This is a genomic window from Syntrophobacterales bacterium (assembly GCA_019429105.1).
In the GTDB taxonomy this organism is placed as follows: domain Bacteria; phylum Desulfobacterota; class Syntrophia; order Syntrophales; family UBA5619; genus DYTH01.
Genome location: JAHYJE010000006.1, coordinates 63,653 through 84,980 on the forward strand (window position 1 = coordinate 63,653; position 21,328 = coordinate 84,980).

Annotated in this window: 19 protein-coding genes and 5 tRNA genes; 11 read left to right on the forward strand and 13 right to left on the reverse strand. The window is 52.3% G+C overall.

Annotated features, from left to right (window positions below):
- Genes K0B01_03355 through K0B01_03365 form a run of 3 tightly spaced genes read left to right on the forward strand, consistent with a single transcriptional unit; the run spans position 1 to position 4,160 of the window.
- Positions 1 to 639: a winged helix-turn-helix domain-containing protein gene (locus tag K0B01_03355; GenBank protein ID MBW6485176.1), complete on the forward strand. Its 639-nt coding sequence runs from the start codon at positions 1 to 3 to the stop codon at positions 637 to 639.
- Positions 636 to 2,627 carry a DNA sulfur modification protein DndD gene (dndD, locus tag K0B01_03360; protein ID MBW6485177.1) on the forward strand — a complete coding sequence of 664 codons (1,992 nt, stop codon included), beginning with the start codon at positions 636 to 638 and terminating at the stop codon, positions 2,625 to 2,627. The genes K0B01_03355 and dndD overlap by 4 nt, the downstream gene beginning before the upstream one ends.
- A gap of 3 nt (positions 2,628 to 2,630) precedes the next feature.
- On the forward strand, positions 2,631 to 4,160 hold the full coding sequence (locus K0B01_03365) for a DndE family protein (protein MBW6485178.1): 1,530 nt from the start codon (positions 2,631 to 2,633) through the stop codon (positions 4,158 to 4,160).
- A 409-nt stretch (positions 4,161 to 4,569) separates the two neighbouring features.
- On the opposite strand, the gene K0B01_03370 is transcribed toward K0B01_03365, so the two are convergent.
- Positions 4,570 to 5,931, reverse strand: a complete 1,362-nt coding sequence (locus K0B01_03370; GenBank protein MBW6485179.1) for a putative DNA binding domain-containing protein — start codon at positions 5,929 to 5,931, stop codon at positions 4,570 to 4,572.
- A gap of 333 nt (positions 5,932 to 6,264) precedes the next feature.
- On the reverse strand, positions 6,265 to 7,251 hold the full coding sequence (locus K0B01_03375) for a hypothetical protein (protein MBW6485180.1): 987 nt from the start codon (positions 7,249 to 7,251) through the stop codon (positions 6,265 to 6,267).
- A 134-nt stretch (positions 7,252 to 7,385) separates the two neighbouring features.
- On the opposite strand from K0B01_03375, the gene K0B01_03380 reads away from it, so the two are divergent.
- Positions 7,386 to 8,321, forward strand: a complete 936-nt coding sequence (locus tag K0B01_03380; GenBank protein ID MBW6485181.1) for a WYL domain-containing protein — start codon at positions 7,386 to 7,388, stop codon at positions 8,319 to 8,321.
- A 167-nt stretch (positions 8,322 to 8,488) separates the two neighbouring features.
- On the opposite strand, the gene K0B01_03385 is transcribed toward K0B01_03380, so the two are convergent.
- The 4 genes from K0B01_03385 to K0B01_03400 form a co-directional block, all read right to left on the reverse strand.
- Positions 8,489 to 8,564: transfer RNA gene (locus K0B01_03385), tRNA-Lys, on the reverse strand.
- A gap of 16 nt (positions 8,565 to 8,580) precedes the next feature.
- A tRNA-Arg gene (locus tag K0B01_03390) sits at positions 8,581 to 8,657 on the reverse strand.
- Between the two features lie 38 nt (positions 8,658 to 8,695).
- A tRNA-His gene (locus tag K0B01_03395) sits at positions 8,696 to 8,772 on the reverse strand.
- A gap of 10 nt (positions 8,773 to 8,782) precedes the next feature.
- A tRNA-Arg gene (locus K0B01_03400) sits at positions 8,783 to 8,859 on the reverse strand.
- Between the two features lie 255 nt (positions 8,860 to 9,114).
- Between K0B01_03400 and tpiA the strand changes: the two genes are divergently transcribed.
- The 7 genes from tpiA (at position 9,115) to K0B01_03435 (ending at position 14,035) form a co-directional block, all read left to right on the forward strand.
- Positions 9,115 to 9,852, forward strand: coding sequence for a triose-phosphate isomerase (gene tpiA, locus K0B01_03405; GenBank protein MBW6485182.1), 738 nt, complete (start codon positions 9,115 to 9,117; stop codon positions 9,850 to 9,852).
- Positions 9,853 to 9,856: 4 nt separating this feature from the next.
- Positions 9,857 to 10,219 carry a preprotein translocase subunit SecG gene (secG, locus tag K0B01_03410; GenBank protein ID MBW6485183.1) on the forward strand — a complete coding sequence of 121 codons (363 nt, stop codon included), beginning with the start codon at positions 9,857 to 9,859 and terminating at the stop codon, positions 10,217 to 10,219.
- A gap of 173 nt (positions 10,220 to 10,392) precedes the next feature.
- Positions 10,393 to 10,479: transfer RNA gene (locus tag K0B01_03415), tRNA-Leu, on the forward strand.
- A gap of 302 nt (positions 10,480 to 10,781) precedes the next feature.
- Positions 10,782 to 11,243, forward strand: a complete 462-nt coding sequence (locus K0B01_03420; protein MBW6485184.1) for a hypothetical protein — start codon at positions 10,782 to 10,784, stop codon at positions 11,241 to 11,243.
- Between the two features lie 28 nt (positions 11,244 to 11,271).
- Positions 11,272 to 11,589, forward strand: coding sequence for a hypothetical protein (locus K0B01_03425; protein MBW6485185.1), 318 nt, complete (start codon positions 11,272 to 11,274; stop codon positions 11,587 to 11,589).
- A gap of 241 nt (positions 11,590 to 11,830) precedes the next feature.
- The gene (locus tag K0B01_03430) at positions 11,831 to 12,976 is read left to right on the forward strand and encodes a 4Fe-4S binding protein (protein MBW6485186.1); all 1,146 of its coding nucleotides are present in this window, start codon (positions 11,831 to 11,833) and stop codon (positions 12,974 to 12,976) included.
- 222 nt (positions 12,977 to 13,198) lie between these two features.
- The gene (locus tag K0B01_03435) at positions 13,199 to 14,035 is read left to right on the forward strand and encodes a DUF1460 domain-containing protein (protein MBW6485187.1); all 837 of its coding nucleotides are present in this window, start codon (positions 13,199 to 13,201) and stop codon (positions 14,033 to 14,035) included.
- A 38-nt stretch (positions 14,036 to 14,073) separates the two neighbouring features.
- Here K0B01_03435 and K0B01_03440 read toward each other — a convergent pair whose 3' ends face one another.
- The 7 genes from K0B01_03440 to K0B01_03470 all read right to left on the reverse strand — a co-directional run bounded on the left by K0B01_03440 (position 14,074) and on the right by K0B01_03470 (position 21,264).
- The gene (locus K0B01_03440) at positions 14,074 to 15,084 is read right to left on the reverse strand and encodes a DUF4922 domain-containing protein (protein ID MBW6485188.1); all 1,011 of its coding nucleotides are present in this window, start codon (positions 15,082 to 15,084) and stop codon (positions 14,074 to 14,076) included.
- Positions 15,074 to 16,648: a glycosyltransferase family 2 protein gene (locus K0B01_03445; protein ID MBW6485189.1), complete on the reverse strand. Its 1,575-nt coding sequence runs from the start codon at positions 16,646 to 16,648 to the stop codon at positions 15,074 to 15,076. The genes K0B01_03440 and K0B01_03445 overlap by 11 nt, the downstream gene beginning before the upstream one ends.
- A gap of 27 nt (positions 16,649 to 16,675) precedes the next feature.
- Positions 16,676 to 17,812, reverse strand: coding sequence for a pyruvate carboxyltransferase (locus K0B01_03450; protein MBW6485190.1), 1,137 nt, complete (start codon positions 17,810 to 17,812; stop codon positions 16,676 to 16,678).
- A 134-nt stretch (positions 17,813 to 17,946) separates the two neighbouring features.
- A complete protein-coding gene (locus K0B01_03455; GenBank protein ID MBW6485191.1) occupies positions 17,947 to 18,123 on the reverse strand; it encodes a hypothetical protein in 177 nt (58 codons plus the stop codon).
- 11 nt (positions 18,124 to 18,134) lie between these two features.
- A complete protein-coding gene (locus tag K0B01_03460) occupies positions 18,135 to 19,466 on the reverse strand; it encodes an AMP-binding protein (protein ID MBW6485192.1) in 1,332 nt (443 codons plus the stop codon).
- A 21-nt stretch (positions 19,467 to 19,487) separates the two neighbouring features.
- Positions 19,488 to 20,789: a TRAP transporter large permease gene (locus K0B01_03465; protein MBW6485193.1), complete on the reverse strand. Its 1,302-nt coding sequence runs from the start codon at positions 20,787 to 20,789 to the stop codon at positions 19,488 to 19,490.
- Positions 20,782 to 21,264, reverse strand: a complete 483-nt coding sequence (locus K0B01_03470) for a TRAP transporter small permease (protein ID MBW6485194.1) — start codon at positions 21,262 to 21,264, stop codon at positions 20,782 to 20,784. The genes K0B01_03465 and K0B01_03470 overlap by 8 nt, the downstream gene beginning before the upstream one ends.
- Between the last annotated feature and the right edge of the window lie 64 nt (positions 21,265 to 21,328).

Consider the following 21,328-nt stretch of genomic DNA (forward strand, 5'->3'; position numbering starts at 1 on the left):
ATGAACAGCGATAGCGACATTGACCGTTTCGTAAAAGACCCCAGTCTGTTGATCGAACTTTGCCGCAATGTCATTGACGAAATTGTGGAAACACCTTCCAGTGCGGATACCGCAGAAAAAGAGGCGCAGCTGCTCATCATCGCCCGGACGATTGATAGATTGGAGAGGTCCAAGGTAGCAGTACCGGATGTTTTTCGAGCGGAAAAAACGAAGCTCGCGGCGGCAATAGAAGTTCAATCCGAATCTGTTCGAGCTCTCAGCGATCTTGCAGCTGGCTTCGAGGGGATTGTCAAAGAATTGAAGGGTCGCCTTGAAAGGCACACGTCTCCAGGTATGACTCGAAGGTCAACGGGTCCGCGCTCAAATATGCCAAAAACCGGCCTTGAAGTTCTTCGCATAAACATAATCCGAGCACTTAAAAAACTCGGCAACCGTGCACGGGTGAGTGATGTTTTTGATGAGATGGAACGGCAGCTTGCTGGTAAGTTGCTCCCCGGCGATTTGGCGGTACGTCAAGATGGTAAAACGATTGTATGGAGAAACAATGCACAATGGGAGCGATTGCGAATGAAGCGCGACGGCACTCTACGCAGTGATTCTCCGAACGGCATTTGGGAACTCAGCGAGGACCACCGATGAAATTCCGCAAACTGATCATCGAAAACTACAAATCTTTCCAGTTCGCGACGGAGATCACTTTCCCAATCGGCGAGGATGGACGAAGCATTTTCCTTATCGGCGGAATGAACGGCGCAGGTAAGACCGCCTTCACGGAAGCGATCAACTGCTGCCTCTACGGGGCCAAATCGGATGACATATACCGCAACATCAACCGCCGCGAGAAGGCTAAAGGCAATACCAGCGTCTCTTTTGAACTGGTCATGGAAATGGATGACTTTTCGGAACTGGTGGTGAAACGCACCTGGACCGCCGGGGCAACGGGCGACCCCAGACCGCGCGACCTGACGGAACGATTGGTAATCGTTCGGGACGGCAAGCGCGTCTCGGTTCAGAATCAAGAAATCTGGCAGGATTTTATCCGCTCGATGATTCCGCCGGGCATCACCCAGTTCTTCTTTTTCGATGGAGAGAAAATTCAGACTATTGCCGCAGATGATCATTCAGAGATCCGGCTTAAATCCTCCCTGGAGGCGGCCCTCGGCATCCAATATATCAATCGTCTTGCCGGTGACATCCTTTACATCAAGCAGGAAGAACGTAAGGGATTTGTCGAAATCTCCGACGAAGACCTGGAGTTCAAGCGGAGCGAGCTTAAGAAAGAACGGAGCAAGTTGTTTCGCAAAAACCAGGAGCGGGATGGAGTACGGGAAGAATTGGCCGGTTTCAAAGCACAGATGGAGGAGGCCAGAGAACGGTTTGCCGAGGCATTTCATGCGGCGCCGGAGTCGCGGGAGGCGATGCGTGAACAGGAAAAGAAACGCCTTCAGGTCGCGCTGCGGCTTGCCCAAGTGGAGAGTGAAATACGCTCTCTTTGTGAGAAGGCGCTGCCATTTGCGTTTACGGGCAAGATGTTTGAAGGCATCCGACGACAAATTGAGGCTGAACGGGAATCAGCCACCGGCGAGGCAATCAAGGAGCATGCGTCCGGTCTGGCCAAGCGTATCGTGCGGGTCGTGGAGGAACCGGAGCCGATCTACCAGGAAAAGCTGTCCGCTGAAAAAATGGCTGAACTAGAAAAGCGCATCTTTCGCCTCCTCAAGGAAGGCGACGCAAAAGGAAATATAGCTAAGGTTCTGGACCTTTCAGATCGGGATGCGGCCAGGGTTTTGAACAAGATGGAGGTTTTGGAGACCAGCGATATATTTCTCCTCAAACCTCTTCTGGAGGAAAAAAGTGAACTGGCATCTCAGCTCCGGCAGCTTGAGGGATTGAGTAAGGCCGGTGCCATGACGGAATCGGAACGGGAATTGTTTGATCAGTTGCAGGCGGAGATGGAGGGTTGTTCGACTCAGATTGGCCGTAAGACAGAGCAGTTGCGCTTGTTGGAAGAAGAAATTATTTCCCTCGAAAAACGGATTAGCGAGATCGAGGTGGAAATAGAAAAACTTTACGAGAAACATCACATTTCCAAGGAGCGGGCCGATTTTATTCAGGAGTGCGATGCTATTTCCGGTGTCCTCAATCAATTCATCGTCCGCCTGCGAAAGAACAAGGTTCATTTTCTGCAGGAGAAGACCTTCGATATGTATCGTCTCCTCTCCAGTCGCAGCGGGTTGATCAAGGATATCATCATTGATGACAAGACCTATGAGGTTCGGATAACCGATCGCAATGGGCACGAGATCAAGAAATCAGGGCTCTCGGCAGGTGAAAAGGAAGTCTTCGCCGTTTCGTTGCTTTGGGGCCTGGCCCAAACGAGCCAACTTAAACTCCCGATTATCATTGATACGCCATTGTCCCGTCTGGACAGCACACACCGAGATAACATTGTGAACAACTATTTCCCCAATGCGGGAGAACAGGTGGTTATCCTTTCAACCGATACGGAGATAGACAAGGATTATTATCGGGCGCTCAAAGCGCGGCTTAGCGGCGCCGGCAGCTTCGAATTTGATCAGCGTCAGGAATTGACGACTTTCAGAGGAGGTTATTTTTGGGAGAAATAAAGCATGGCCGATCGTCTTTACACATCGAACGACGCCGATGAAGTTCTCAGCGCTTTACGTTTTGAAACAAAGCTGGAAAAGGCGACTCTGGCCCGGATTGCCTTCGCCTTGTCGCTTGAAAAAGCAGGGTTAAACGTGCCGCAGAGCGCGAGCTTTACCGGCGGTGAAATGAAGCGCCCCACGTTTATTGGCGAGGATGAGGTGTTCATACGCACTCTGATTTCCTATGTTTACCAAAAGCGGGATATTGCTGAGGATGAATTTTTTTCAAATCGTTCTATTGTCAAAAACCATATTGATAACGGTGCGGCGATCTTGGGCAACCTTTTCCAGGAATGTGGGCGAGATGCGGATAGCCTCCTCCATCGTTTGCTGAACGACGTCGAATTTGGCGGTGGCCGTGAAGCAGCCGGACGTGACCTGGACATTTTTATTGGCCGGACTCTTCTGCAACGGCATGAACTGACCATGGAACTAAATAATACAGCCAAACACGCGAATTCTCATCTGGCCATCATGGGCAAACCCGGTGTCGGGAAAACACAATTTCTCCTGAAAATTTTGACGGATATTCGCATCCAGTCCAATTATCAGACCAATTTCATCTATTTCGATTACAAGGGAGATGTCGTTGATAATGGACGTTTTCTTGAAGTAGCCAAGGTCACTCCTTACCGCCTGCTGCAAAGCGGTCAAAATCTTCCCATCAACCCGTTCGTTCTCCCCGCTTACGACGAACAAACGATAAATGTTTCTGCCAGAGAGAAAGCGGAAAGCTTTGCGTCCATCAACAGCAAACTGGGTGTGGTTCAAAAAGGCGCTTTGACCGAGGCCATCCGGGCCGCCTATGCGCAACGGGCGGGGTCTGTGGCGCCTTATCCTGATTTTCATGATATCTACCAAATAGTTATAGCGATGTACGAAGAAGACAATAAAAAGGATGACAGCTTAATCGAGGTGCTTCGAGACTTGGCTGATTTCGACCTTTTCTGGCGTCACGGCAGCGATATAGCCCCTATTGGCAGGCTTTCAGATCGCACGATATTGATCGACGTTCACACAATGCCCGTTTTGAAGGAACTGGTTGCCTACCTTGTCATCGAGCGTCTCTATAAAGAGATGTCCGTTTTGCCGGATAGTCCGATCAAGAATGGGCGACGAACAATTCGTACAATTTTGGTGATTGATGAAGCCCATAACTATTTGAATCAGAATAATATTTTCTTGCAACGCATCATAAGGGAGGGTCGATCCAAAGGTGTCGTGGTATTTTTTGCCAGCCAGTCGCCCAATGATTACCAGCAGAAGTTTTTCAATTTTCAGGAGCTCCTCGAATTTGCCTTTATCTTCCAATGTGAGGGGGTTGCCGGCGGATCGATCCAGGATATCCTGGGTTGCAGTGCAAAGTCCGCGAAAGATTTGCAGGTAGAGATAGCGCGCCTGGAACCATGGCAAGTTGTCGCTCGGAGCCCCGAAAAAACTGAGGAATTCGTTAAATTTACTGCCGAAGCGTTTCACAAGAGCTATGCGTAATAGCATATCAAGCTGAATTCCCTGTAGATAGAGAACCGCTCAGATACAAACAGCCTTATACTTCATTACCAGGAAATAATCAGTTACGCAGACGCACGTTTCATTCCGAATTCAGTAATCCGGAGCAATCTGTCAAACAGTGGACTTGTATTTGCAACCAAGTGAAGCTCGATTCATCTATCAATTCCAAAATGCTGAAAGTTCTCAAAAAATAATTGGAGCAAAATGTGCCCCTGATCACATTTTAAAATATAAGTTTTTCTGCTTCTATTAAACATTTTTATTTGCTGTCATTTATTAGCCTTGAATATGGAAGGCGTTGAGTGCCACGATGTCGTGGGCAGAAAAGGCGGATTTATCGTTCCGCTTTCGTCTCACCATTGATCCAACTATCCAACATGATTGCATGTTATCGTTCCGCTTTCGTTCCGTCTTCTGAACTGGAGCCATCTCCCACGATATAATAGGTCCCTCGCCCGGATCCATGCGATACGATCCATCCCTCTTCAACCAGTTTTGAAATTCGCCTGTGCATGGATGTCTTTGGCAAGTTGAAAAAATCCATCAGTTGGATGATCGATGCCTTGCCTTGAGTGGACAGCCACTGACATATTCTGGCTTCTTCCGGCATCAGACCGGCCGCCTCGAACGACGAGAAGATTTCCACACGGAAGGCATGTTCCGTAGAAGAAAATCTCGGCGGGGGCAGATGCGCTGCGGCCATCGCCTCCCGCATGCGATAGATGCCGCTGCCCAGGCGCTCGACGTATCCCGTGCGGTAGAAGAGATCGGCAAGCAGACGGTTGCGGGGCATCGCGCGCGTTCCAAGTTCCGCCATCGACAAACCGTAAGGAAGGCCACCGGGACTGTCGATTTCCATTCGCTGCGGATGCATATGCACATAGATGCGCAGCGCATCGGCAAAGTAATCCCTGTGGGTCACGGCATTCAGAAGTGCCTCCCGGAAGACCGGCTCCGGGATCTCGGGAATTTCCTCTCGGGGGCCCGCCTTTTCAATCCGGTAACCGACGCGGAGATTGCGGCGGATGAATCCTGAGGCTGCTTCGAATTGTTCCTCCAATGTTCCGATTGCGTCAATGCGATCCAGAACCCTGGCCCGCGTCTCGTCGGCGTACAGGGCGCAGGTGACGCAGGCCTCCGGGAAAAAACGCTGCGGTTCGCGACCGAAAAACAGGATGGCCGCACGGGTCAGCAGGAGGCGGTTTTCCTGTTTCTGTGCAATGCCCAGATTGATGAGGAGGTCCGCCGGGGCTGTCTTCCCGGGAAGTCCCCGTTTGCGCAGAAAGGCACTGATTCTCTCCGTATGGAGACATGTTTTCGCATCCGCCTTTTCTTCAAATTGTTCATCGAAGCGGATTTTCTCCGTTTTGATCGCAAAACGGAAGATTTCGTCCCGGTTGAGTTGTTGCGAGTTGGGGCCGATACGCAGGAAAAAACCTTCGCTGCACCGGTAAGGCTTGTCCACGCCCTCCGGAACGATGATCTCCACAACCTGACGATGGGATGCCAGACGGATGGGGATACGCGGATCGCATTTGTTGGCAATATCCTGGATTTGACTGCGCAAGCGGTTGGAATCGGCCACTCCGACGATTTTCCCCGCGTCGGAAACGCCCAGAAAGATGGAACCTCCGGATGCATTGGCGAAGGCCGCCATTTCCTTGGCTATTCCGGAGATGGCGGCCTTGAATTCCACCTTTTGCCCTTCACCTTCCGCACAGACGATTTGCATGCTGTCCTTCGCGGGCATCAACCGGCGCCTCCCGAAAATCGGAAAGAGCCGTTAAATACAAAACCCCGCGGTCTTTTTGGTGAGACGCGGGGTCTGTGGGGCGTTCGTTCCATGGCTTCCTTTTCCGGAAAATCTTCAAAAAGGCGCGCTGCCGGATCAAAGGGTGTTTTTTAATGATCACATTTTTGCATGCAAGCGAAATTGATCAAACAATCGCCGATTAGCCAAGGGTTATTTCGATTGCTCGGCAAAATTTATACGACTGTAAATGCCTTTACAGAATGCCAAAGGGGAAGAGCTTTCCGAAGCGGCTGAGAAAAAATGCTCATTCCCATTCTTTAGCCTCGATGTTTATTGATTTGTCCGGTACGCCCTTCTCCGGGAGACGGGAGACATGTGGCCGGCCTTTTCCGTTTCCGTGATTTGAAAGAAGGCCATGTGAATCACTGTGCCCTCGTACACCAAGGCGGAACCGACGAGCTTCTTTCCTTCATAGCGGTAATCCCGGCCGTAGCCGACGGAGTCGAATGGATGCTCCGTGCACCGGAGAGTCTTTTTCAGGAATGCATAGGCCTTTTCCCAAGGTGTTTCTTTTCCTCTTGCCGGTTTCTCCGTCAGGGCATCCATCACATAACTCCGGATCAGCTTGGGATGGAGCATTCTGAATGCCGCTGCGCGTGAGACCGCATCCAGACCGACGACTTCCCCGTTCACAAGAACGAGAAGACCATTCTGATCGGCAACAATCGGGAGATGCTCCAAAAAGGTGTCCAGATCTTCCTGTTTTGCTTCCAGAATGTCGTTCATTGCTCCTGTAACGGAACTGACTTTATTTACGTGAGCCTGAATTGCGATCTCATCCCAGACGGCTCCCTGATCAGACCGAAAAGCATTCATGGCTTTTAGATTCTCGCACACCGATGCATTTTTCACCCGCCGCAGCTTGGCCGACATGATATATCCCGATTCCTCAAAGTGAGAAGAGCTGTAAGACCAGCGCCCGTGTTCGGTGCAGCTTACGGGGATGGCTGTTTCGGACTTTTCCCTGATCAGGATTGTGGTGTTTAGCACACGATTCTGTTTGGCTCCCGACAGTTCTTTACCGTCGAGGAGCAAGACGGGCTTTTCACCCCGGTTGATGACCTTAAGCTCCGGGACAGCTCCGCCCTCGGTCACTTCAGTAACAGTGAGGAAATTGCCTTCCATTGCCTCCTTCATGGTCAGGTAATCCGGGCCGGAATCGCCGTTGCCGATCATGGGGATAACCGCCACATGATTGTGGACCTGAATCTCCCCGAATTTTATTCCTTCCATCTGTACTTTAACGATCGCTTCCATTTTTCCTCCTCCTTTCCCTCTTTTGTCTTGACCTTAGGCGTTTGTCTCTGATAATTCCAGACCAGAACGACAAAGGAGCGTCGCATTATTTTTGGGTAAGCATTTTATTGTCGGTGCCGAAGGAGGGAAAAGCGATGGCCCGTGAACAAAATGTGCAGACGAAACTGATCCGTCTGGGGCAGATCCTTCGAATCTTTATGGAGAAGGAAAAAGTCTCCAGCAGTTGGCTCAGCAAGCAATTCCAGACCACACCCCGGACAATCCAGCGTGATCTGCTACTCCTGAAAGAATCGGGATTCCCTCTCCATGAGCTTCAAAAAGGCGTCCACCAGATGAGCAAGGATCTGGTGAAGAACCTGGAGGTCTTTGACGACACGGAGCTGGCCCTGGTGGTAGCCCTTAAGAATATTGTGGGTCAGTTGGGACAGCCCTTCCAGAAGGCTGCGGATGGTGTGTTGGACCACTTGTATGACTGCGTAACCTCCATGCCTGTCTTTGTGAAGATTGACGACGCTGTTCCTTTGGACAGCAACCTTCTGAATAAAATTGTTAAGGCCATTCGGGAGAAGAAGCAGGTTTCCTTTCAATATGCGGCAGACAAGGGTCCCCATCCCGCCCAAATAGATCCCTATCGGGTCGTCTATTTCAGTGGTTTCTGGTATCTCATCGGCAATGAACTCGCTACTGGTATCCTCAAACGCTATGCCCTCGACCGGATCACGGATTTCCGACTATTGAAAACATGCTGCCGGGAAGTACCGGCAGACCTTGATGCCATCCTTCATAAAAGCGCCAACATCTGGTTCGCCGAGGAGCAGAATCTGGAGGTCACCGTTCTGATCGATTCCCAGGTGAGTCACTATTTCAAGCGGCGGAAGATGTTCCCCACCCAGGAGATCAAAGAAGAAAGGCCGGACTGCTGGGGAAATCTTGTATCAAGAGCCAATTGCAAAACTCCCGACTCTGTCATTCCCGCGACGCTTCTGGGCGGGAAAACGAAGTTTAATGTTCATAATCCAGTTTTTAACTATCTGAAATCATGGATGCCCGACAAAAGCATTCGGGCATGACACTGAGTTTTGCAATTGCCTCTCAAGATTATTTATCCTGGAAAAGAAAGGCTAAATCTCAAAGGCAAAGGGGCATGGAATTTCTGAAAGTGGGGAGAGAATGGGGAGAAATCCTGCAAACAAAAAACAGGGGGTTGAGCTTTCATTGCCTAACCCCCTTTTTTAATTGGTGAGCCCTGTCGGGATCGAACCGACAACCTACTGATTAAGAGTCAGTTGCTCTACCAGCTGAGCTAAGGGCCCTGATTCTATACTTTTCTGGTGCGCCCGGTAGGATTCGAACCTACGACCAACAGATTCGAAGTCTGCGACTCTATCCAGCTGAGCTACGGGCGCATAATTTTGCTGTTTCTACCTCTGCCCGGCGCCATAACTGGGGTGAGTGAAGGGATTTGAACCCTCGGCCTCCGGGGCCACAACCCGGCACTCTAACCAACTGAGCTACACCCACCATCCATATATGGTGCGCCTGGAGGGATTCGAACTCTCGACCCACGGATTAGAAGTCCGTTGCTCTATCCAGCTGAGCTACAGGCGCATTTCTTTTCCAAGCCTGCGTTCAGTATCTCTTCACAGAACATGGGCTTCTAAACTCTTTAACTTTTTTTGTCAAGCTCAAAATAAAAATTTGTGGAATAAAAATATTGACGGACGTTGAGATAAACGGCTATTATGCCGTCAAAACGGAAGTAAATTTCTATCGCTCCCGATGAATTGGAAAACATTGATTAATTAAATTAAATGAAAAGGGGAGGGAAACTTGACGCGCACGGTAATCGCAGGGAACTGGAAGATGAACAAAACCATTGGCGAAGCGGTCGCCTTTGCCGCTGATTTACTTAAAACGCTCGCAGATAAACCTGATTTGCCCGAAATAATCATCGCCCCGCCCTTCACCGCCCTTCAAGCCGTTTCCGCCGTAATCAGCGGATCAGCGATATCGCTGGCCGCGCAGAATATCCACGAGGCGGATAAAGGCGCGTTCACCGGCGAGATATCCGGCGGGATGCTTCGGGAAGCCGGCTGCAGCTTCGTAATCATCGGCCACTCGGAAAGGCGAACCCTCTTCGGCGAGAAAAATGAACGCCTTAACAAAAAACTCTCTGCCGCCCTTGGGGCCGGGCTTAATCCCATATTATGCATAGGAGAAACCCTGCGGGAACGAGAACAAAACAGGATGGAAGAGGTTATTGGAGAGCAACTGAAAGAAGGGTTGAATAATCTTGGCGACGATGATATAAGGCGCATTCTTATCGCCTATGAACCGGTCTGGGCGATCGGGACGGGGGAAACGGCTGCGCCTTCGCAGGCCCAGGAAATACACCGGTTTATCAGGAATTGGATAGCCGGAAGGCACTCAAAAGAACTTTCGGAAGAGACCGTCATCCTGTACGGAGGCAGCGTTACACCCCAGAACGTCGCCCTGCTCATGTCCCAGCCGGACATTGACGGGGCGCTTGTCGGCGGGGCGAGTCTGGATGTGGAATCTTTTGTACGGATTGTAGAATATAAATCAAATCAAGGGGTATAAAAAAGTGCATACACTGATCACCATTTTACACGTCATCATTTGCCTGATTCTGATTCTTGTCGTTCTTCTGCAGGCAGGAAAAGGCGCCAGCATGGGCGCTGTTTTCGGAGGTTCAAGCCAGACAGTCTTCGGCAGCAGCGGACCGGGGGGGTTCCTCAGCCGGATGACGACAGTCGTCGCGGTTGTCTTTATGCTGACCTCTTTTGGCCTCTCCTACATGGCCTCGCACAAGGGCTCGTCGCTGATGGAAGGCGCGGTAAAGCCGGCCACCCAGCAAGCCGCGCCGGCCCCCAAAACGGCGGCTCAGTTTCCAACAGCCGCACCGACTGCGCCGGGGCAACCAGCCGCTCCGCTGAGCTCCAAATAGCGAAAACGCGGCGGGCCATCTTCTGATCATCAGGATATGGAACAGCGACAATGGTCAGGAAAAGCCTCCCCGGACGGCTCTTTTTATATTGACAAAGTTTTTTTAAACAGGTAATGACACGCTCCGCCGCGATGCGTTGGTAACAGCCCTTGCATGGCGCTTCACGGTTCGCTGCCGAAGTGGTGGAATCTGGTAGACACGCTATCTTGAGGGGGTAGTGGACACAATCCGTCCGGGTTCAAGTCCCGGCTTCGGCACCATAAAAAGAAAACAGCGACAAAGTGTGGTCAGGGATGCGATCTGACCACCCTTTGTCTATTGGGGTAGTTTTGAATTGCCTTTCGGCAAAACTCCCGCTCCGGTATGTCAGGGATGATTTATTCGGTACTGCTGCAAAATAATTAATGTAATAAATGTGAAATCAATCACACCCTGCTGTTTTTTTCACTTGACAGAAATTCCCGGTACGCCAATAGTAACCATCAAAGTTTCACGAGAGGCGAGTGTTGCTTATTTTGTCTTCAGCACACAGGTGAGAAGAAGATAAAGCAAGGAGGTGCTTATGAAATGGAATAAAATGGCCGCGCTGATTTTGGGCATGCTGTTTACAGCAACGACTACGGCAGTCGCCGGAGATTTTGACTGGTTCAGGGATCTTAATATTCAGGCGCAGGCTGATTCATCAGGGTTCAGGGCAAGGCTTGCCACCCGCTTCCAGATCGGCGATGCCCAAATCAGCGCAGTGCTGGGGAATATCGCTGATCCGGCAGACGCATACATGGTGTTCAGGCTGGGAGAGTTGTCCCATAATCCGCCGGAAAGAGTGGTCGATGTGTACAAGGTCAACAAGGAAAAAGGTTGGGGCGTCATCGCCAGGCAGTTGGGGATCAAGCCTGGCTCCGCTGAATTTCACGCCCTGAAGCAGGGTCATGATCTCGACCGTGGCTCAGACAGGGGTAAGAAAGACTCGCAGGGTAAGAATAAAGTTAACGACAGGAATAAGGGAAAGGGAAAAAACAAATGATCGCGACAGTGATCGGTTGGAGGATAATATGAACAAATTTTTGATTGCCATTGTTTTGGGCGCTTTGTTGTCTGTTTCCTGCGCTGCAACCATCGGACCTCATGGCGCCAGCGTCTCGATCGCCCCGGCTCTTCCCGTAACGGTGGAGTTGGTGGAGCCATACTACGTTTATGGCGGCTATCACTATTATTACAATAATGCCCGGTGGTACTATTCCCGTTCGCGGAGTGGTCCCTGGATCGATCTACCCAGGGAACGTTATCCCAAAGAGGTGAGAAGAAGGGGTAAAGATCGCGAGCGCGGAGATCAGGGCAGAGGGCGGAAGACCGGACATGATCGTGATTAGTCGGGAACGGTTGCAATAAGCGAAGTTTGCAAAAAAATCAGAGAATTTCTTACCGGACTGGCCGTTGAGCGGCTGGTCCGGATTGTTAAAATATTTTCTTGACTTCTCAACTCATTTTAGTTCAAAGTCTTTCCCGCAAGGATCACTTGACTTTAATCGTGTATTATCGATGGCCCAAGGCACGGTAAATGGAAGGTCCCACGATCTTAATTTTCCGGTAAAAAAGGAGCGTGTAAAAAACATGGCTGATGACAGCATTGATTCCAAAGTATATCGTAAACTTCAGCAAAAACTGGATAAACTGCCGATTGCTTTCCCTGCCACTGAATCCGGCGTGGAAATTCGGATATTAAAGCATCTGTTCACCCCCGAACAGGCGCAAATCGCCTTATCGATGAGCTTCATCCCTGAACCGGCGACCGTTATTCAAAAACGCCTGAAGAAAAAATACCCCCTTCTTGCCGATCTGGAAAAAATTTTGGACAAAATGTCCGATCAGGGCAGCATTGCCCGGAGCATCACCAAAAACGGGCTGAAAATCTTCAGCGTTACGATGCTGGCGATCGGCATGTTTGAATTTCAGGTGGCCCATCTCACAAAAGAGTTTTATGTGGATTTCAAGCAATATATCGATGAAAAATTTCGCGACACCCTCCTGAATCCCAAATTTACCCAGCTCCGTCCTGTACCGACCAAAGGCTCCATTACCCCCGATCTCAATATCATGCCTTACGATGACATTCGCCAGGTTCTAACGAAGCATCGTGGCCCTTTCCACGTGGTTGACTGTATCTGTAAAGAGGGGCAGGACTTGCTCGGTCAGCCCTGCAAGGTAACCAAAGAAAGGGAGCTTTGCCTGCTCTTTGGCACGGCGGCCCGCAATTATAAAGACCACGGCTGGGGACGGGAAATTACCCGGGAGGAAGTTTTTAAAATTTTGGATAAAGGCGAGGAAGACGGCCTGGTGGTGCAGCCCTCCAATTCCCAATATCCGTTTTGCGTCTGCCTGTGCTGCGGCTGTTGTTGTGAGGTGTTATCGAACGCAAAACTCCTGGACAACCCTGCCCAGTATTTCTATTCCAACTACCACGCGGTTACCGATGACGATCTCTGCATCGGGTGCGGCTTGTGCATAGACCGCTGTCAGATGGAGGCAATTACCCTGGAAGATGGTAAAAGCAAAGTTGATTCAGGGAAATGCATCGGCTGCGGGCTATGTGCAACAGTTTGCGACACACAAGCCATTCATCTGCAGAAAAAGGAGCAAATAACCGTTCCGGCGAAGGACACCACGCAATTTTATCTCAATCTGATGCGGGCCCGGGCGGGAAATGCCAAAATGATCCTGATGATGACCCGCCGCGCCCTGGGAATGGCCACCCCCTGAAATCCCCATCTGCCATTGATATGACGCAAGAGAAATGGCCGACGATATTGGGGTAAAAATCTCTGAAATCATGGATGCCCGAGTGCTTTTGTCGGGCATCCATGATTTCAGATAGTTAAAAACTGGATTATGAACATTAAACTTCGTTTTCCCGCTTAAAATCATTGCGGGAATGACAGAGTCGGGACTTTTGCAATTGGCTCAAACCAGCAGGTTTTACTAGTGGACAAAAAAAGAGAAGCCGCCGTTTTTCTCCCCGAAGACCGGAAGATTTGCGAAACGCTGCTCGGCGCGGCGGCAGAGCGCAAAGACAATGAGAAAACCCTGCCGGAGCTTGCCGTATCGTTGGGCAAGCAGTTTCTCGGCGCCCCCTACCAGCCGCAGACACTCGAGCGCGAAGGCGGAGAAATCCTTGTTGCCAATCTGCGCGCCTTTGACTGCATGACCTTCGTCGAAAGCGTCATCGCACTGGCGCTTGCGATTAAGTCAGGGGAAACCGACTGCCAATGTTATCTGGAGAAACTGAAGAAAATACGCTACCGGGGGGGCCTGATAGACGGCTACCCGTCTCGCCTTCATTACTTCACCGATTGGCTTGGAGACAACGAACATAAGGGGTTGGCAGTTGACATGACTTCACGCCTCGGGGGCCTTCCCGTTAACAAAAGCTTCAATGAACTGACCCGCCACCGCGACGACCATCCGCCCCTCCAGGATGACGCCATTTTTCGAAAAATGCAAAAGGTGGAAGCGGCCTGCTCAAGGCGCGCCTTTCATTTCATCCCGAAGGAGCGCTGGGGGGAGACGGAAGGGGGAATTGCCGACGGAGACCTTATCGCGATAACAACCAACCGGGAGGGGATCGACGTTCTTCACGTCGGATTTGCCGTGCTGGTCAAAAAAAAGGCCCACCTTATGCATGCATCCAGTAAAGCCGGCGCGGTAGTTTTATCAGACGTTACGCTGAATGGCTACCTGCGGGAAAAGCGCTCCCGCACCGGGGTAATCGTCGGCCGCCTGCGCGCCTTGCCATCCCGGCGGGAAATCACAACCAATTAATCTCCGCCCCGGCTGGGACGCAGCGGGGGAAAAGCCCTTCATAGCTCGGCCAGAATCTCTCCGACCATCGCGTCATCGTACGCAACCTCCCGGTAAATGTCGGCCACCATTGCAGCGGTCAAGGCGTCAAAATCCCTTTCCCGGGGCGTAATAATCACCCCGCCCATATCGGCAGCCCCGGGGCTGACGACATGCTGCTGCTCCCCTTCGCGAAAAAATGCGTCCGGACGATGCTTCAAGCGGGGGAAAAGAAGCAGTTGCCAGCCTTCTTCCGTACGGGTGCAGAAAATGTTCAGTGGCGGCTCGCCCGCGGAAACGGTTATCCTGCTTCCGAGAATCCCCGAAATTCTTGCAACCGCGCCGCTGACGGCCGAATCGCTGCTTCCGCGGATTACCAGAACGCCCCGCGCCAGTCCCTTTATTCTGAATATCTCCACCCCATCCATGATCTTTGCTTCACTCCGATTTTCTGGAGCAAGCGCCTCCTCTTCGATCGGCATAAAACCGCAGGGCGCCGCCTGAAAGTGCAGGTGGTCGGGCGCCGAGGCGCCGGCCCGGGGGCCATTGTAAAAAACGGTCATCCCGGGGCCAAGATCATCGGCAAGCATCAGCAGTAATTCCATGTTTTCCGAGAGCGACTGCGGCGTATGCCGGATGGCGGCGATCGTCAAATGGCCCGGGAAGATCGGCGCCGGATTACAGAGTACATTGTAATCATCACGGTACAGGATTGCTTCCTGCTCGACGGGAAGATTTTGCGGACACAAAAAACAGGGCCGCCTTTTTATCGCTTCCGGATCGAGCTTCGCCCCGCTGCTGACCATCCGCTGGGGATTGCACTGTATCTGCACCCGCCATTTGCCGCCGTCGATCTCCCTGGTCAGGGACTTCTCCAGGGCGGCATAGCCCGCAGCGAGGGCGGGCCAGTTTTTTTTCTGTTTCTTGAGCAACTGCGCAGCCGATTCGGCAAGCGCGCCCGGCCCTTTTCCCCCGGTAAAAACTGAAAAATATTCTTTTTCTGACAGATGTACGGCTCGGTCACTTGCCATCAAAAGCGGTTTCCTTTCTATTCATGGTCTGGCGCGCCTTAATCTCTATAGTCCGAAGCCGATCCTTGTAGGCATTGTAACGATTCACCTGCTCTACCGTCAAAACAGAATCGGTGTTGCCTCCCCAGCGGCGGCAAAGGTAGAGGCTTTCGTATATCCTGCCGATGCGGTATTCCCGGGAGAGGCGCAGGGCAACCGCATAATCCTCTCCATAGCCGACGTTCGGAAACCCGATCTGCCTCAGCAGGGCTGTGTCAAAGGCCCTCGGCGCGCCGACGCCGTTGACGCGCAGGATGTTGTTCCTGCCGTTTTCTTCGCTCCACTCGGTATGAGCGATCAGCCCCGGCGGAATCTCCCGCAGGCCGGCATCGACAATCGTATAGGAACCGACGGCAAGCGCGCAGTTCTCCGTTCGCAGCAGCTCGACAAGCCGCTGGAGGACAGCTTCCCCCCCGTAGAGGTCGTCGGAATCGAGCTGAACGGCATAGCGGCCGCACAAGGTGGAAAAGACGGCCTCGTTCCAGCAACCGCCGATCGAGAGATCGAACCGCCGGGGAATGACGAGTTTCAACTGCGGCGTTTGTTCGGCCAGCCCCAAGAGGATATCCGTCGTTCCGTCGGTTGAATGGTTGTCAACAACGATCACATTGAACGGAAAATCTGTCTTCTGGGCAAGGGCGCTTTTGACTGCGTCGGAGACAGTCTTCACCCGGTTGCGTATCGGAATCACAACGCTCGCCTCCACGGGAAACGCCTGCGGGGAGGCGGGAATATCTTTCCACTTTGGCGGCAGCCATGCCCCTGTCCGTTTGAGATGCGCCGTCGCCGCATCTTCGCACTCTCTTTGGAAATCACGGTTTCGGGGATCAACGTAGGCAAACCCTCCCTTCGCCTCCCCGGACTTTTCGATGCCGTTTTTTACAATTATGCTGAGGCGTTCCGGTAGATGAAGCAACTCGTGCTCTTCCGAAATTTTCAGGCGCAGATCATAAAAACCCGCCCAGCGGCAGGGAGCAATTGCCCCGTATTTTTTCAGGGCATGACGGGCGGCCTCAACATCCATCATAATTAACGGGCCAAAATCGAAATCGTCGCGGATACTCCCTGCCTGGTAGTCGTTAACCGGATGGTCGCTGATGACGTCATTTTTCAACTCGGCGTAATCCGCATAGATCATTCCTGCGCCGGTTGCGAGGGCAATAGACAAAAGACGCTCCGGGGCGCGCAGATCCGGCCGCACATCCCCGCCGGCTACATACAGCAGATAGCGGGTGGCAACTTGGTAGATGATTTCATTCCAAACCTGCCCGGAATAAATATCCGCAGCCGGAATGGCTTCACAACGCGCGACGGGGGTTGCCTGAGCACCGGCGGCGAGCAGCAAAATCCGGCTGATCAGGGGATTCTCGATGATTTCGTTCATCATCTTGTCCCGAGAGCCCCTGTCCCGGGAAGTGACGATGGTGAGCATATCCTTCATAATGGTGTTTCCGTCATCGCGGCCGAGAAAAACAGGAAAACGGCGATTTCCCCTGTGCCGAAAAACCGCCGTTTGTGATTTCATGGACTTGGCTGACAGACAGGCAACGCCTCATCCTTGCGGACGGAGCCGCTCCGGAAGCACAGCCTGCGGCGCCCAATCCGCGGGGATAAGCTGCCCGGGTTTCTCGCCAAGCTTTTCGGTGAGTTTCTTCAGACCGGGACGGGCGAATTCCCTGTGGCCATTTTTCTCCGTCCGCCCGTTGTAAATCGCCTCGGAACGCAGCCGCCGGCCAATGGTCTTTTCCATCTGCTTGCCCAGCGCCAAAACCCGGTCAACGTCATATCCGTGTTCGATCCCCATTTCGTCAATCATCACCAGCAGATCCTCCATCGTGATGAGGCCGACATAGCGCGGATCCTTGTAATAATATTCCCCGGTGCCTTTTACCGGGCAATCGTTGAGGAAATTTGCCGGCTGACCGCCCAGGCCGCCGAGCGTCGCCTCAAAACGGCAGATGCCGGCCTGCATCGCGGCCAGAACTGACGCGGATGCGATCCGCTTCGTTTCGTGAAAATGGGCTAAATGCACCTCGGGGTCGGGGATCGCATCCAGAATCATCGAGTAGTACCGGTAAACATCAGCCGGCGATGCGGAACCGTCGTGGTCGGCGTGCTCTATGTCATACGCTCCCAACTCTAAAAAACGTTTGGTGAATTCGACGGCATCCGCCATATCGGTCGCGCCGGTAATCGGGCTGCCCCAGATCGTGCTGACCGTTCCGTTCATCTTGATTCCGACGTCGGAGGCCTTCTTGATGCACCGCTCCACCTCTTTCCAGTACTGGGAAAGCGTCGTGCCGGAATTGGCAAAGTGGTGCTCCGGATCAGTAGAAACCATCATCAGAATCCGGTCCGGGCCGATCCCCCGCTTGCGGAGCTCAATCGCCTTATCCACCGCCACTTCCCGGATGGTAACGGCAGTAAAGGTAAGTTCGGCCGGATTGATGCCCCGGCGTTCGCAGTTTTTCCGGAAACGCTCCCCGCGGAAATGCGTCAGTACCGCTTCCGCATCCCTGAACTGGGGGATGCCCGCGGGATTGCCGAGGTTGGTGAGCTCTATCTCCCGGCACCCCGCCATTATCATCTCTTCGGCATAGAAAATCTTTGCCTCGGTGGAGATGGTTTTCTCCTCATGCTGAAACCCGTCACGGATCGTAATATCGCCGATCGTCACCTTCCTGGGCATCCGGGGGAAAATCTTCCAGTAATCATACTCGGTCATAAAACACGTTCTCCCTTTTTTTCGATTTTATTGGTGGATGTCACCTTTGGTGAGCAGCTACCTGAAGAAGCCGGAACGAAGCCTGAACCCGGCAGTTTTTAAAGGGCCGACACATCAGGGATGTTGATCTCGAGCATCTTGATGCTGGCCAGAATGCGGCTGGAGTTGCGGTAGAGGGCGGGAAAATCCTCGCCCATTGCCTTGATTTCCTCCGCCGTTTCCCGCAGCGAATTGATTTTTTTTCGAATTTCCTGCAGGTCTTTTTCTCCCGTCATGGTTTCTCCCTTCAATGTTTTTGTCGCAAATCCTTGAATCTTTTTGCCTTTACGTCATATCTGGGTAGAGTGCCGTAGTCGTGAAATTCAAGATTATAGCCGAGGTTGGTGTTAAGCCGCAATTGATCCTTCAGATTGGTTTCGATGCGCTTACGTTCTTCCTCCCGTCCTTTAACTATCTCGATTTTGAGGGTGATGCGGTCAATGTCGCCTACCTTGTCAACGATTACCTCGAACTCATCGGCCAGGCCATCCATCCCTCTGACAACCTCCTCAATCGCCGAGGGAGACAGCAGCACCCCCTTTACCTTGGTAATGTCGTCCGACCTGCCGACAACCCCGCCCTTGATCATCCGGAAGGTTCTTCCGCATGAGCAGGGATCAGGCGCCCATTCGATGATGTCTTTGGAGTCGAAGCGGACGCAGGGCTGGGCCTGCCGGTCGAGGGCCGTGATGATCATTTTGCCCCGGCGCCCCGGCTCTTCGATATACTCCCCTGTCTCGACATCCTGAATCTCCACAAGGAAAAGGGCCTCGTTCACATGCAGACCGCCGGTTTGTTCCTGGCATTCATAGCTCCATGCGCCGATCTCGGTAGCGCCGGCATGGTCAAAAACCTTGGCGTTCCAGGCATCTTCCATCCGTTTTTTGGTCGCGGGGATGCTGGCGCCCGGTTCTCCGGCGCAGGTGATCCGGCGGATGGAAAGCGAGCGTGGATCGATGCCCATCTTCCTTGCCGTATCGGCCATCCCGAGCACATAGGTGGGCGTCGCCATCATGGCGGTACACTCAAGTTCCTGAATTTTCAGGATTCTTGCCTGGGTATCCAGAACCCCGCCGGGGACTATCTCGGCGCCGATTTTTTCCACTGCGTAATGGCCGGCCCAGAAGGCGACAAAGACATTGTATCCGAAAGGCAGGAAAACCCGGTCGCGGGGACGATAGCCCTGCGCCCAGAGGATGTATGCCCAGCTTTCGGCCCACCACTCCCAGTCCTGCCAGGTGTCTGGTTGATAAACGGGCTGGCCGGTGGTGCCGCTGGTTTGCCGGAATTCCGCCACATCTTCAAGAGGCACGCACAGCGCATCGCCGTAAGGGAAGGGGTCCTTGCGCTGAATGCCCCGCATCAGCGATTTTTCCACAGAGGGGATCCGCCGGATATCTGCGAAGGAATGGATGTCTTCAGGTTTGATTCCCGCCTTTTCGTAGAGCCCGCGGTGAAATTTCGAGCGCTCATATGCCCAACTGAAAATCTTTTTGAATTTTTCGAGCTGGAGCTTGCGAAGTTTTTCACGCGACAGCGTTTCGAGATAGGGATTCCAGTATTTTTGTTCAGAAAGCAAGGCAATACTCCTTTTTTAAAGCTATTTCATCATAACTGAAGGAAGATAAGTGGCAATCTGCGGGAATATAAACAACAGGAACGCCGCGCCTACCAGACTTATGAGAAAGGGATAGACCCCTCTGTAAATAACGCCGAATGGCTGTTTCGTGACTGCCCTGACCACAAAGACGTTGATCGCCACAGGGGGAATAACTACCCCGATCATGACGGTAATCGCGATGATCATGCCGAACCAGAGGGGATCGTAGCCCAATTTGATTATGGCTGGATAGAAGATAGGGGTAGCCAGGATCATGAAGGCCAGATCATCGATGAAGGAGCCGCCGATCAGGTAAACGATGGCGATGATGACCATGATCACATCGGGCGTTAGGGGAAGGGAGATGATCCAGTCCGCCGCCAGCATCGGAATTTTTGTCCTCGTGAGAAAATGGCCCAGCACCGCGGAGCCGGCAATCAGCATGAGCACCATGCTGGCCGTGCGCAGGGATTCCACAACCGATTTGATGTATCCTTTGAAATTGATGTCCCTTTTGATAACGGATAAAAGCAGGACGGCAAAGGTGCCGATGCTTCCCGCTTCTGTGGGGGTGAAGAAACCGTACATCAAGCCGCCGATGATTAGAAGAAATACGCCAACAACCCACAGCACCTCGGGCAGCGAGGCAATCCGGACCTTCCATGTCGATCGCTCGCCTTTGGGTCCAAGTTTTGGATTGATCCTGCACCAGAAATAGATGGTAAGGATGAAGAAAAAGGCGATCATCAATCCCGGGACAAGGCCGGCGAGAAACAGTTTGCCGATGGACTGCTCCGTGATGATGCCGAAGACGATCAAGGTAACGCTGGGCGGCAGAAGAATGCCGAGCGTGCCGACGGTTGCCACGGTTCCGGTAGAGAGGCTCTTGTTGTAGTTGTAGCGATCCATCTCGGGAACGGCTACGCTGGCGAAGGTCGCTGCGGTGGCCGGTGAAGACCCGCAGATGGCTTTAAATACAGTCGCCCCGGCAACGGTTGCCATGGCCAGACCGCCAGGAATGTGCCCGATAAATTTGTAGGCGGCGTCAAAGAGTCTTTTGGCGATGCCGGCATTGAAGGCGATCTGCCCCATCAGCACAAAGAGTGGAATGACGGTGAACCCATAGGAGGTAAAGGCGTCAAAAAAGTCTTTGGCCAGCAGGTTCATTCCGGCGTTAAACGAAACGAGATAGCTAAACCCGATAAATCCCACCAGGGCCATCGCAAAGGCCAGTTCGATGCCGGTCAGAAACAGGATGAGGACGGTAGATAGTCCGATAATGCCAATCGTAACCTCACTCATAGCTGCCTCCAATAACCTGAAGGATTTGGGCTATGAGAATGAGGCACTGAACCAGGGCGCAGAATCCCAATCCAAAAGCCATTGGGTAGAACGGCAGTTGCAGCGTCAGAGAAACCTCCCCTGTTCGGTAAAAGTCCATCCCCATTTTGATGAGATTCCAGCAGAGGATGGAAAAAAGCCCGATTCCGAGCAGCCGGGTGGTGATGTTTACTGTATTCCGCACGGCTTCGGGAAACTTTGCGACAAAAAAGTCCACAAGCACATGCCCCTTGAGCAGGGTGGTAAGCGGAACAGCGAAACCGATTACAACTGCCCCGGAGAACGCGACCAGTTCATAAGTTCCGACAACCGGCATGCGAAATGACCGCAGAATGACATCCAATACCGTAAGCAACATGATAAAGGTAATGGCAATGCCGGCAAAGATATCAAGGAACTTTCCCAGTCCTTGCACTTTGTTGATAATTGACTGCATGAAGCGCTCCTTATTGAGGATTTTCGATTTAGGGGCTGATTTGGTTAAAAAGAAAAGGGGAGGG

Bases quoted from the DNA above. Each gene is read 5' to 3' on its own strand.
- dndD (MBW6485177.1), top strand. From the start codon at position 636: ATGAAATTCCGCAAACTGATCATCGAAAACTACAAATCTTTCCAGTTC.
- K0B01_03450 (MBW6485190.1), bottom strand. From the start codon at position 17,812: ATGCCCAGGAAGGTGACGATCGGCGATATTACGATCCGTGACGGGTTT.
- K0B01_03440 (MBW6485188.1), bottom strand. From the start codon at position 15,084: ATGGCAAGTGACCGAGCCGTACATCTGTCAGAAAAAGAATATTTTTCA.
- K0B01_03355 (MBW6485176.1), top strand. From the start codon at position 1: ATGAACAGCGATAGCGACATTGACCGTTTCGTAAAAGACCCCAGTCTG.
- K0B01_03370 (MBW6485179.1), bottom strand. From the start codon at position 5,931: ATGCCCGCGAAGGACAGCATGCAAATCGTCTGTGCGGAAGGTGAAGGG.
- K0B01_03420 (MBW6485184.1), top strand. From the start codon at position 10,782: ATGAAATGGAATAAAATGGCCGCGCTGATTTTGGGCATGCTGTTTACA.
- K0B01_03455 (MBW6485191.1), bottom strand. From the start codon at position 18,123: ATGACGGGAGAAAAAGACCTGCAGGAAATTCGAAAAAAAATCAATTCG.
- K0B01_03425 (MBW6485185.1), top strand. From the start codon at position 11,272: ATGAACAAATTTTTGATTGCCATTGTTTTGGGCGCTTTGTTGTCTGTT.
- K0B01_03470 (MBW6485194.1), bottom strand. From the start codon at position 21,264: ATGCAGTCAATTATCAACAAAGTGCAAGGACTGGGAAAGTTCCTTGAT.
- K0B01_03365 (MBW6485178.1), top strand. From the start codon at position 2,631: ATGGCCGATCGTCTTTACACATCGAACGACGCCGATGAAGTTCTCAGC.
- K0B01_03465 (MBW6485193.1), bottom strand. From the start codon at position 20,789: ATGAGTGAGGTTACGATTGGCATTATCGGACTATCTACCGTCCTCATC.
- K0B01_03445 (MBW6485189.1), bottom strand. From the start codon at position 16,648: ATGAAATCACAAACGGCGGTTTTTCGGCACAGGGGAAATCGCCGTTTT.
- K0B01_03380 (MBW6485181.1), top strand. From the start codon at position 7,386: ATGGCCCGTGAACAAAATGTGCAGACGAAACTGATCCGTCTGGGGCAG.
- tpiA (MBW6485182.1), top strand. From the start codon at position 9,115: ATGAACAAAACCATTGGCGAAGCGGTCGCCTTTGCCGCTGATTTACTT.
- K0B01_03430 (MBW6485186.1), top strand. From the start codon at position 11,831: ATGGCTGATGACAGCATTGATTCCAAAGTATATCGTAAACTTCAGCAA.
- K0B01_03375 (MBW6485180.1), bottom strand. From the start codon at position 7,251: ATGGAAGCGATCGTTAAAGTACAGATGGAAGGAATAAAATTCGGGGAG.